Here is a 10,530-nt window from a genome sequence, read left to right on the forward strand (position 1 = left end):
CCGGAGGAAAGACGAACGATCACCATCTTAGCCCGCCGTCCGACACCGATTATCGTTGCCCCATCCACACTCCGCTTAAATTCTTCTGCAGGCATCCTGAGCACCCGTGGCACCGATATCTCAACATTCACAATCTTTCGCCCGACAACAGTTTTTTCGAGTTCCCTGCGTATTGTCTCCGCCTCGGGCAATTCCGGCATACATACCACCACACTTTATCAAAAGCTCTAACAAACCCTTTTCTCGACGTACTTTTGCTTTCCCTTTTTTGTAACACAATAAAAAGAAATAAGCATACATTCCCTTACATTGTCCATCCAAGGGCTCGCAGGGCAATTATCCGTGTTTCGTGTTATCCTGGTGTCCCAAAGGGAATAAGATATGCAACATGCATTGGTGAGGATACTATGCTTTTACCAATTCGGGATGATAATCCGACTAGACGGTTCCCAATTGTTACGATCGCTTTGGTCGCAATAAACATAGCCATTTACATTTATACGCTGACATTACCCGGGCAGCAGGCGCTCGCAGAATTATATAACCGCTATGCGCTCTTCCCCAAGGCTATTGTGACCGGTCATCCGGTTGTATCAAACCAGATACAGCCGGTATATCTATCGCTTTTCACATCAATGTTTTTGCACGATAGTCCACTACCGCTTCACGTTGGCTTTAATATGCTCTTTTTATGGATTTTCGGCAACAACGTCGAGGATGTGTTCGGCCGCTTTAAATACATAATCTTCTACCTCTTTGCGGGTATTGCGGGGTCGCTTTTGCAAATCGCCATAGACCCAAACTCAACGATCCCGAATATCGGGGCAAGCGGCGCCGTCTCCGGCGTTCTTGCAGCCTACTTGATACTATTTCCAAGCGCCCGCGTGCTGACGGTGATACCGATAATATTTTTCTTTACGGTCGTGCGAATCCCCGCCATCGTTGTCATCGGTTTCTGGTTTCTCCTGCAAGTATTTTCGGCCTTCTTCGGTATGGGCGGCGCCGCAAGCGGAGGTGTGGCCTATTTCGCCCATATCGGTGGCTTTGCCGCCGGCCTTCTTATGACTCTCTTCATCCCCCGGCACAAGCACCGGCTACCGCAGCAGTTTTAGCAGGAAATAGTAGAGGAGCGATCGAGCCGACAAAAGGTTGCCGGCAGATTACACAACATGGTGTATGCGGTAATATTTTTGCTATACTATAAGAGTTGTTAAAAGCTATGCTCTCTGGATTGAACTTGCAGAAATAAGTAGTCTTGATTCAACGTCCTTCGCTCTATTTTAATCCTGAGTTCTAAAAATTTTGATATAATAACGGCATTTAAGTATCCTGTTACCTAGTGCCTGAATCTAATAGCTGGTTTAATTGCTGATCTAATAGATGATCGAACCTTTACCGGAAAATCTAAGCGCATAAACGCTGATTAATAATCGGTCGGGAGTCCGACCGATTGTCAATAAATAATTTGCAACGGCTTTCAAATTTTGAAGCTCTGGGAGGAGATATTGTTGAAGAAATATGCATCAGCGAACATCAGAAACGTGGCTCTGGCAGGCCATGGCGGAAGCGGCAAGACAACTATTGCTGAAGCTATGCTTTTTACCACAGGAGCGATCAGCAGGTTTGGTAAGGTCGACGAAGGCAATACCACGACCGATTACGACCCCGAAGAGATACGGCGCAAGTTTTCAATCAACGCCTCCCTTGCGCCCTGCGAATTTAACAACCACAAGATCAACATCGTCGATACCCCCGGATACGCAGATTTCATCGGTGAGGTTTACGGCGCTCTGCGTGCTGTCGATATCGCGGGAATCGTCGTCGACGCGGTTTCGGGCCTCGAGGTGCAGACCGAACGCGTCTGGGGTATTGCAGACGAATACGGCCTGGCAAAGATAGTCATCGTCAATAGGATGGACAAAGAGAACGCCGACTTTGATGAAACGCTCAGAGTAATGCAGGAAGTTTACAGCGACAAAGTCACCCCCCTTCAAATCCCAATCGGGAGCGAAGCCGACTTCAAGGGCGTCATCGACGTGCTAAAGCAAAAAGCATATATAACGAACAACGGGAAAACCTCTATTGAGGATATCCCCGGGGATATGGCCGATGCAGCCGCAGCGGCTCGTGAGGCACTGATTGAGCGAATCGTCGAGAGCGATGACACACTAATGGAGAAATACCTCGAGGAAGGGGAACTCTCCGATGCCGAAGTCATGTCCGGTATTAAAAAAGCGGTTGCATCGGGCGCGGTGATTCCCGTTACGGCCACCGCCGCCTTTACCTCGGTTGGTATCGAGGGTCTGCTCAACGCAATCGTTGACTACCTCCCATCTCCTGTGGACAGGGGGGCTATCGCTGGAATCGACCCAAAGAGCAAGGAAAACATCGAAAGAAAGCCAACCGAGTCTGATCCCCTCGCAGCGCTTGTATTTAAGACGGTCGCCGACCCGTATGTCGGTAAACTCAGCTACTTCAGGGTTTTCTCGGGTAGCTTCAAGGCTAATTCAACGGTAGCCGATTCGAGCCGCGGCAAAAAAGAACGCGTGGGCCACGTATTTGTCGCTCGAGGAAAAACGCAGGAAGACGTTGCAGAGCTTCCGGCGGGCGATATTGGGGCGGTCGCCAAGCTTGTCGATGCAATGACCGGCGATACGCTCTGCGATGAGGGTAAAGCCGTCATACTTCCCCCGGTTAAATTCCCCGAGCCCGTTATTTCTGTGGCTGCTTCAGCAAAGACCAAGGGCGACGAGGAAAAGTTGGGTACGTCACTCAACAGGCTCGCCGAAGAAGACCCCACCCTTACCGTTAAGAGAGATGTCGAAACCCATCAAACGGTACTCTCAGGGATGGGAGATATGCATCTCGACATTATTACGGAGAGGCTAAAGAGAAAATTCGGGGTCGAGGCCGCGCTGTCTGCCCCGCGAATTCCGTTTAAAGAAACGATTAAAGGTAACGCCTCGGTCCAGGGAAGACACAAGAAGCAATCCGGTGGCCGCGGGCAGTTCGGAGACGTCTGGATCAAAGTCGAGCCGCGACTACGGGGCGAAGGCTTTGTGTTCGAAGACAAAATCGTCGGCGGTGTCGTACCTCAGCAATACCGCCCGGCGGCCGAGAAAGGGATCAGAGAGGTCATGGATCAAGGCATCTTGGCCGGCTATCCGGTAGTCGATATTAAGGTTACCCTCTACGATGGCTCATACCACGCGGTAGACTCCTCGGAAATGGCCTTCAAGATTGCGGGATCGCTCGCGATCAAGAAGGGCTTCATGGAGGCCAAACCGATTCTGCTCGAACCGATCATGAAGGTCGAGGTAGTTGTTCCCGACCAGTATATGGGAGACGTTATCGGCGATCTCTCGAGCCGACGGGGCAAGCCGCTGGGTTCTGAGCCGCGCGGTCGCAATACCACCATTAGCGCGTTAGCCCCCCTCGCGGAGATGTCGACATATGCCAGCACGCTCCGTTCGATAAGCTCCGGCCGTGGCGCATACCACATGGAGTTCGACCATTATGAAGAGGTTCCGGCGGACACAGCCAAGAAGATCATCGAGCAGTACGAAAAAGAACGCGCTGCCGGTTCATAAGCGAATACACCAATATCATCAAAGAGGCGGTTTAACAGCCGCCTCTTTTTTGTTGCATTACCAATCACCGCCGGCACCGCCTCCGCCGGAGCCGCCGCCCCCGAAGCCGCCGAAATCGCCGCCGCCCCCACCAGAGCCGCCGGGGCCCCAGCCACCGCCGGCCCACCACGGGATTGGGGTTATAGCGTTGCTCCGATCGCCGGGATGCTTCTTGCGCGCCTCGTACGCCCTCGACACAACAAAATCAAACAAGAGGCCGACGGGGACAAGCAGGGCTATGGCGATGATCCCCGCCATTACCGAGAACAGCATAACGGCAAGCCCGGTCACACCCCCCAGAACTCCGCCAAGCCACCAGCTTTTGGTGCGCCCGAGGACAGACACAAGCCACTGAAACACACCGAGGATCAGGAAGAACCCGAAGTATATAAGGCCGTTGAAGTTGCGTCCGTGGGTTCGGATGCCCTGAAACGGCTGCGGATCTGCCGCAGACGGGGCTTCCCCCGAGAGGGTTTTGGTGATCGCGTCAACTCCGGCGGTCACACCCTGGTCATACTCATTTGCTTTAAGCTTTGGCGTGATAACGGTATTGATAATACTGTAAGACCGGGCGTCGGTCAGGTCGGGCTCAAGGCCGTAGCCTACCTCAATCCTTACCTTGCGCTCATCCTTCGCGATGAGCAATAAAACACCGTTGTCCTTACCCTTCTTGCCGATTTTCCACTTCTCAAAAAGCCGCACGGCAAAGTCCTCAACGGTTGTTCCCTGCAAGTCTTTTACAGTGACAACTGCGATTTCATTCCCCGATTTTTTCTCATATTCGCCTAACCTGCCGTTAAGCTCATTGACTGTGCCGGATGACAACATACCGGCGAAATCGTTAACGTAGCCTGTCGGCTGCGGCAGCTTAAGATCGGCAAACGCCGGACTTACGCCAAGCGCTACTACTGCAATGAGCAGGATAGCAAGAACGGTAAGAAGCGATTTTTGTCGTGCCTGTCGTGCCATATGATCTCGCCTAGTTTCCTAAATCTACTTTTGGGGCCTTCTCGGCACCCGCTTCGCTCTTAAACAACGTCCTCTCTTTAAAGCCGAACATGCCTGCGAACATCACACCGGGAACGCGACTAATGCTGATATTGTACTCGGTCGCCACCTCATTATACCGGCGACGCTCTACCGACACCCGATTTTCGGTACCTTCAAGCTGCGCCATGAGCTGCTGGACCGTTTCGTTCGATTTTAGCTGCGGGTAGTTCTCCATGATAACCAGGAGGCGAGCCAATGCGGATTCGACCTGGTTAGTGGCTTTTACCTTCTCTGTCGCGGTCTGAGCCCCGGAATAGCGGGTTCTTGCTTCGGCGATTTCTCCAAAGACTTTTTGCTCTTGCTTTAATGTGCCCTTGGTTGCTGCGACAAGGTTCGGTATTAAATCAAACCTGCGCTGATACTGCGTCTCGACCTGCGCCCACTGGTTATCAACGGCCTTGCTCTTGGTCACAAACGAGTTGTAATACCCACCAAAAACAACACCAAGACCTACCAGCAGCAATACGAGGATGCCTACTACGATGAGACCCTTTCTCATTTTATCCATTCTCCTTTATGGGAATTTGCGTATAAAAAGCGCCGTGCGGCACCGTTCTCGATACCTACCGGCACTTATCAATCACACCTATTAATTAATAAGTGCGTGAATCTTCATTGCATATCTTTATAGGACTCTTTATAAATCAAAGAATTATGACGGTGGAGCCTTTTCCTGTCATGCTCAGGACAGAGCGTTTTAATGTCGTGCTCAGGACCGGGCTCCTTTACCTTCACAGCAATGCGCTACGGCACGAAGCATATATCTTCTTCTGATCAAAAAGGCACCTCCTTGCTTAAGATATGGGTATACGGGTATATGGGTTTATGCGTCTGGAATATCCGAGTTACTAAAAAGGTCCGAGCAACACGAGAACCCGCTAAAATACTTCGTACAACAACTCCTCAATTTGCGCCCGTTAAGCGAATAAAACACCTGCTGTCCTTCTCTGGCGGCAAGAACCAATCCCGCGTGTCGCAGCAACGCCAGATGCTTGGAAACGGTCGGCTGGGATATACGTAGTCCATGCACAAGATCGTTAACACACATCTTTTCTCTTTTCTCAAGCAAAGACAAGATTTTATGACGGGTCGGGTCAGACATCACCTGGAAGAACAGTATTTTCAATCCCATCTGGTCCATGCCGACTCCTATAATCTTATGCATATATGCCAATATCAGAATATCCTATCACTGTGCGGGATGGCTGTCAATTACTTTAATATTAATGGGTTGCCGGATAATTATGGGTACCGCCTGGATTGTTTTGCTTGTCCTCTATGCGGACCCCTGCTGCTACAGGGCTTTTATCAGCACGTCCGGGTTCGTTATTCCTGCCAGCTCTTCCGACTCAAAAGGATGTTTAAGGAAAAGGATATCCGCAAAGGGCAATACCTCATGAAACGCGACCTTATCATACAGGGTATATACCAACCACTGAACAATTGTTCTTGGTTTGTTACTAATGTTCATTTTTATATTACACTGCTTGTGGTTGTTACAAGTGAGCAGCTCAAACCTGTTCTGCGCCTGAAATTACCGGTCGGCAGGGCTTTAGGGGAGCCCATGCAAAAAGGCTTCTTTGGCGCGATGATTCCATATCCTTGGGTTATGGCAATCCAAACATACGGAGTCGAGATCTTGCGCCGGCTGGGAAGCAAGGGAGAGTTGCGTGACTAGGTGGTCTCTAACTTGGCCGACATCAATAGGTTTTCCGTCGATGTCGACTCCAAAAAGCTCGTCTTTTAGCATCTTCCAGGCTAAAGTGCGGTGCGGCCAGGAAATACCAAGACTGATACAATCGGGCGAGCAATTTATATCCGAAGAGACGCTGTTTTTTTCAACATCAAGATTATTTATGATACCGGAGGACGGCTTTTTAGTTAGAGACATACCGGATGATCCGTGGCACATATCACAGTCGCTACCGCCGCTATGGCACTTCCTGCAATCAGGCCCGTTGTTGTGCTTGTCTTCCGGGTTGAATATCGCTTTTCCGGTAGTCTTGTCTACCTGCGAGTCATGTGAGTGCGCCGTAACGTAGCTTTTGATTCCATAATCGCCGCTTAAAGCCCTCTCTTCAGAAAACACTAGAGAGTTGTTGTTATGAAGCCCTGCATCGCCGTCATGACAATCAATGCACGTCCGGTTGACCATATTAACATTGCCGTAAGTAGTACCAGTTTCAGCTGCGGTGGGTGAATCGCTATTTTCAAGATCGTCCCAGTTTATGATAGTCCCCTGGACGGGGTACGGGATGGCGCGTGAGAAGTTGCCCTTGTATCCATCATATATCTGCACACCGGTTTCGACATTACGCTCCTGGTCGGGGTTCTTGGTTAGAATGTCGTTATCAAACTCGCTGTTTATAGCCTGATAAAACGGTGTACCTTTGGCTTTATGGCTGAAACCTTGGCCCGGATAAGGATGTGCCGGATGGCAGTCGAGGCACGACATGCCCCCGCGCCAGTATTTGGCGGCAAAAGCGGGGTATGTATCATCGGGAGCCCTCCACTTACCTGATGCAATACCGTAGCCACGGCTATGGCCTGATCCGTTTTCAGAACCGTTTAATTCGTCGTTGTCCATAACGACGAAGTATGCAGAGCCGGCGCCGTCCGCATGGCACCAGTCACACGAACCATCGTCGGTTTTGCCGATATTTATGGTTTTATAGCCAACCCCGTTTTTAAATTCATGGCATCCCCTGCACCTGCCCGGCGCGGTGATGTATGTTCCAGTAAGGGTTATATTAGTTAGTTTCTTAATTGCTTGAGTTTGTTGCGAAGACGTATCGAACGATTTAAGTTCGACGGGCTGCGAAGTATTCCACATAGTTGAATCGTTAGCTGCTGCGTATGGCACCGAAACAAAACACGAACCAATAAGGGCGACTGTAAACAACAGTCTCTTTATCATTGTACCCAATCGTGCCTTTAACAAGCGTTATCTGGATTTTCAAAGAAATTCCTTATATGTATCGGCACTTAGTTGGGATTTTTTAGGGCTCACGGTGTGCGGGGTTCGGGTAGAGCCGGTAGGCAGATTAGGTTTTTAAGGGGGGGGGAACTTGCTACCGGCGGAAGAGGCCATACGGTTTCAGCCACCGTTTGGCCGGGCTTCAAAAGATGGGATTCAAATCCTGAGAAGAATGATCAGATAAAAGGCCAATCCTATTCCTCTGAATCCCCTTTGTTATCGCCGTCGGTGTTTGCGCTTATCTTTGTTTTAAAGAAATAGCCGATAGCGGCAGCGATGACGATTGGGATGATATAGATGAGTAATGAGGTGCCGTATGATGAGCCCCTGTTGGATTCATCCTGTATCTGTTCGCTTTGCTTTGTTTCTTTACTTAAGTCTCTTTGGGTTACCGCTCCAATTGAGGACTTTGCCGCCACATAGAGAATCCCTTTGGGCCCAATAGAAACCTTACCGCCAACCTTGGCCCTCCAGATCATCACGCCATTCTTCCCCATACAGGTAAGAAAGCCATCGGTTGAAGTCACGAAAATATTACCGGCGCCGTCAATGAGAGCGGGGCCTTCATGTGAGTTATCGGCGCTATCGGACGGCCATTTCTCCACACCGTTAGGCATTACAGCCTCCACGCGGCAGTCGCCCTGCCAGTATTGCCTGTCATCCGTGTAGTTCAAAGAAGTTGTGCTGAAGATTATGGTGCCGTCCTTTTGTAGCGCGGGCATATTCGCCGATTTGCCTTTCGCCTCAAAGTACCACTTCAAGCCGCCATTCGGCTTAATTGCAAAGAGGCGTCCCTTTCCCAGCTTCTTTTGGTCCTCATCCTGTTTAGTTAATAGTCCGTCATCTCTGGTCATACCAAAATAAATTGTGTTGTCAGGGGCCAGGATGGGTGATGAAAGCTTAATTGCGCCTTTTTCAGTTACTTTATATTTCCATTTTAGAGAGCCGTTAGCGTTAAGGGCGTAGAGACACAGGTCCTGTGCGGTAAAGTAAACGCTGCTATCGTTTCCTAATGTAGGCGAGCCGTCTATCTGCCCGCTTGCAGCGTATTGCCACTTGATTTTGCCATCGCTAGAAACGGCATAGAGAGTTTTACCTTTTACGGTACCGACATAGAGGGTGCCGTCGTTACCAAGCATGATGCCGCCGGAAGATTCACCGTTAAGAGGCACCTGCCATTTTACCGAACCATCAGTCTTATTAAGCGCGGCCAGCGTCGTACCTATAACCGCGTAAACGGCATCTTTCCCGATTGCCGGAGACCCTGTTACCTTGCCCGTTAGCTTTGAGACCCACCGCACCTTCTTGTCGGGGGCAAAGGCGAACAACCCCGAGTGACCGGATGCGTCGGGCTTTGACGACTCCGTGGATGTTGTCGAGGAGGACTCTTTATCAAACGGCGTAACATCGACACCGACATAAAAATTGCTGTCTTCGCCCACAACTATCGGGGAGGAAGGCTTACCGCTTGTCCCAAACTGGATGACCCAGAGAATCCCCGGTTGAGACGGGGCAATATTGTTGCTACGACCGGAATGGCCCGCATCATGCTGGTAAACGCCCCAGCTATCAGTTGCAGCTGCGAGTACGGGAACCGATAATCCAAACAGTAGAAGTGGGACTACTCCCGCAAGTAATACCACCAATCTACCTATAAAACCTGACCGCCTGTTAACAAGGAACATATCTTTCCTCTCAACTCCTTGCACCTTTTTGCTTCTTACATGCTAAACCAAGGTATCTTTACATTGATAAACCATAGATAATGATAACACAACTCGGCGATCATTCTATCCCCAAGTTGCCCTCGAATTTGCATGAAAAGCTCCCGGCCCGGTAGGAGTTAAAACAAGCGGGTATCAGCGCGATTATAGCGTTGTTTTTAGGAGGTTTTTCGCGGCAAGGTTCATGCCGCTTGATACCAGAGGTGTTGGCAACTTTGAGCCTCCTACCGGAATCGAACCGGTAACCTCTCGATTACAAGTCGAGTGCTCTGCCAAGTTGAGCCAAGGAGGCAGGGAATTATCTTAGACTATTTCCAGAGCCTACATAAAGAAAAGCTGTGCTCAATATCACAGCTCAACTACCCTGATAGCCAAGCATGATTATACCACACGGGATTTCAAAGTATCAACTTACATGTTGCCGGAAACAGTGTTTCCCCCAGAGAATCCTGGGGTCGGGCTTATCGGCCGGCCAAACCTTGGTTTTTAATAACAGTCAGCTTCACGACCAAATTACTTCATAATGGCCAGAAGCCTGAGAGCCGCCTTATAGATCAGCCAGAAGATAACAATGGTTATAAGGGATGAGAACTCGATGACCATGGTTCCCGAAATCACATTACCGACAATCCCTTGGAATATGCCTACGAAGGCGTTTGTGAAGTTATAGATCAAGGTTACGAACGCGTTGTTTGAGTTGGCCCCGATAAGCTTAAATGCAAATCTGAGCAACACAACCGCAACCATTATCCAAAATATATAATCCACGATTAGCGCGATTTTTATATTGGAACTGATCTCTGTAGGCGTTTTAATTCCGGCAGATGCCGAGCTTTCGTTGAGAACCGGGGCCTCGATCTGGGTGTGGTTTTCTACTTTTTCCATGAACGCCTCCTGTGCCGTCGCTAAGACAGTGCAAGGTCGTTTGACTCCAGAATATTATACGCCAGAGGAAACGGAATGCATACAGTTTTTTAAAACCATTTGGGAGCCAGGAGCCAGAATAAAAACCTTCTTCTTACGATAGTTAGACTACGCCTAAACGCTAGTGCCAGAACACCATAATTATTGTGTCATTCTGAGCGAAGCGAAGAATCTAGAGAACACTCACAGACTGCTGTTGCATGTCATTCTGAACGAAGTGAAGAAT

Annotated in this window: 10 protein-coding genes and 1 tRNA gene; 2 read left to right on the forward strand and 9 right to left on the reverse strand. The window is 49.7% G+C overall.

What is annotated here, in order from left to right:
- Positions 1 to 200: DNA-formamidopyrimidine glycosylase family protein (locus COY37_RS03655; RefSeq protein WP_286976166.1), on the reverse strand; the 200-nt coding region annotated here is incomplete at its 3' end.
- A gap of 207 nt (positions 201 to 407) precedes the next feature.
- On the opposite strand from COY37_RS03655, the gene COY37_RS03660 reads away from it, so the two are divergent.
- A complete protein-coding gene (locus tag COY37_RS03660; RefSeq protein ID WP_286677569.1) occupies positions 408 to 1,112 on the forward strand; it encodes a rhomboid family intramembrane serine protease in 705 nt (234 codons plus the stop codon).
- A gap of 396 nt (positions 1,113 to 1,508) precedes the next feature.
- Entirely contained in the window at positions 1,509 to 3,590 is a 2,082-nt protein-coding gene (fusA, locus tag COY37_RS03665; protein WP_286677570.1) for an elongation factor G, read from the forward strand.
- Between the two features lie 57 nt (positions 3,591 to 3,647).
- Here fusA and COY37_RS03670 read toward each other — a convergent pair whose 3' ends face one another.
- The 8 genes from COY37_RS03670 to COY37_RS03705 all read right to left on the reverse strand — a co-directional run bounded on the left by COY37_RS03670 (position 3,648) and on the right by COY37_RS03705 (position 10,265).
- A complete protein-coding gene (locus COY37_RS03670; RefSeq protein ID WP_286677571.1) occupies positions 3,648 to 4,598 on the reverse strand; it encodes a TPM domain-containing protein in 951 nt (316 codons plus the stop codon).
- A gap of 10 nt (positions 4,599 to 4,608) precedes the next feature.
- Positions 4,609 to 5,178 carry a LemA family protein gene (locus COY37_RS03675; protein WP_286677572.1) on the reverse strand — a complete coding sequence of 190 codons (570 nt, stop codon included), beginning with the start codon at positions 5,176 to 5,178 and terminating at the stop codon, positions 4,609 to 4,611.
- A 324-nt stretch (positions 5,179 to 5,502) separates the two neighbouring features.
- Positions 5,503 to 5,844, reverse strand: coding sequence for an ArsR/SmtB family transcription factor (locus COY37_RS03680; protein WP_286677573.1), 342 nt, complete (start codon positions 5,842 to 5,844; stop codon positions 5,503 to 5,505).
- Positions 5,845 to 5,973: 129 nt separating this feature from the next.
- Entirely contained in the window at positions 5,974 to 6,150 is a 177-nt protein-coding gene (locus COY37_RS03685; protein ID WP_286677574.1) for a hypothetical protein, read from the reverse strand.
- 81 nt (positions 6,151 to 6,231) lie between these two features.
- Positions 6,232 to 7,596, reverse strand: a complete 1,365-nt coding sequence (locus tag COY37_RS03690) for a hypothetical protein (protein ID WP_286976172.1) — start codon at positions 7,594 to 7,596, stop codon at positions 6,232 to 6,234.
- Positions 7,597 to 7,850: 254 nt separating this feature from the next.
- Positions 7,851 to 9,341, reverse strand: coding sequence for an outer membrane protein assembly factor BamB family protein (locus tag COY37_RS03695; RefSeq protein ID WP_286976175.1), 1,491 nt, complete (start codon positions 9,339 to 9,341; stop codon positions 7,851 to 7,853).
- 257 nt (positions 9,342 to 9,598) lie between these two features.
- Positions 9,599 to 9,672 (reverse strand) — tRNA-Thr (locus COY37_RS03700).
- 221 nt (positions 9,673 to 9,893) lie between these two features.
- The gene (locus COY37_RS03705; protein ID WP_286677577.1) at positions 9,894 to 10,265 is read right to left on the reverse strand and encodes a YggT family protein; all 372 of its coding nucleotides are present in this window, start codon (positions 10,263 to 10,265) and stop codon (positions 9,894 to 9,896) included.
- Positions 10,266 to 10,530: the final 265 nt, after the last annotated feature.

Origin of the sequence: Candidatus Aquicultor secundus (assembly GCF_002791875.1) — a bacterium.
GTDB lineage: Bacteria > Actinomycetota > Aquicultoria > Aquicultorales > Aquicultoraceae > Aquicultor_A > Aquicultor_A secundus.